This window comes from Streptomyces palmae (assembly GCF_004684805.1).
GTDB lineage: Bacteria > Actinomycetota > Actinomycetes > Streptomycetales > Streptomycetaceae > Streptomyces > Streptomyces palmae.
The window spans coordinates 1-1,021 of sequence record NZ_SRID01000732.1; the positions used below are offsets into that span (position 1 = coordinate 1).

Consider the following 1,021-nt stretch of genomic DNA (forward strand, 5'->3'; position numbering starts at 1 on the left):
CACCCCAGAGCCGCCCGCACCCGCGCCCGCGACTCCCCCCGCATCCATGGTTCGTAGCGCTCCTCCGCGTCACCGCACCGCGCCCGAGGGGTTCAGCGGCGAGCGGGACCGCCAGGCGTTCCGGGAACTGGCCTCGGGGGCCTGGGAGGAGCACAGCGGTCCGGTCGGCCAGGCGCTGATCCGCCTGCCCGCGCTGCGGGGATCCGCTGAGGACGCGGCGCGGGCCGACCTGATCGCGGTGCGCCTGTACCTCTCCTCCTCTCCCGAGGACCCGTTCGGCGCCCGCGCCCTCGCCCTGGGCGCCGAGGAGTTGCGTCCGTACGCGGCCTGCCTGGCCTCCGGGCTCCGCCGACTGCCCGCACTGCGCGGAACGCTGGTACGTGCCCTCGCCCAGCCCGGCATCCCGGACGATGTGGTGCCCGGCGCCGTACTGGAGTGCGACGCCCCCCTGGACGTGGTGCACCTGGAGGCGGCGGACGCGCCATTGCCGCCGCTGTCCCATGTCCGCTACGTGATCCGGCCGATGACCGCCCGACGCGTCTCGGTACTCTCCCGCAACGGGACCGGCGCCGAAGCCCTCTTCAGTGCCGGGACGGCCTTCACCGTGCTGGCGCGTCACGAGGCGGAGGGCGAACTCCCCGCCCGGGTACTGCTGGCCGAACTGCCCTCGGGCAGCGGCCGGTTCCGGGAGCCTTCCACCGAAACCCTGGAACGTCTGGACGCCGCCGCCCGCCGACCCGCGGGCGGGCCGACACCCTGGCCGGACCGGTGCACCGGCCCGTTCCTGTACGCACCACAGGCGCCCTGACCAGCGCCTGATCCCCCCCGTCACGCCTCGACCAACGGCCCAGAAAGGCAGCCAGGCATGGCAAGCAGAGAGACCACCCCCGCGGGTGAGAGTGGACCGGGCTCCTCGGTGCGGCGCGCGGCGGCCCTCGCGGTCCTGAGCGAGGAGCCGTCCAAGGGCCTGTTCCCGGAGTCCGCCCCGGCCGCCACCGCCTCCCCGGACACGTCCGAGACG

The 1,021-nt window shown here is 75.1% G+C and carries 1 protein-coding gene; it reads left to right on the plus strand.

Translation table 11 applies throughout. The features are described 5' to 3' along the window. Window positions 1-46: 46 nt before the first annotated feature. Window positions 47-808: a hypothetical protein gene (locus tag E4099_RS32365; protein WP_135342642.1), complete on the plus strand. Its 762-nt coding sequence runs from the start codon at window positions 47-49 to the stop codon at window positions 806-808. Window positions 809-1,021 lie beyond the last annotated feature (213 nt).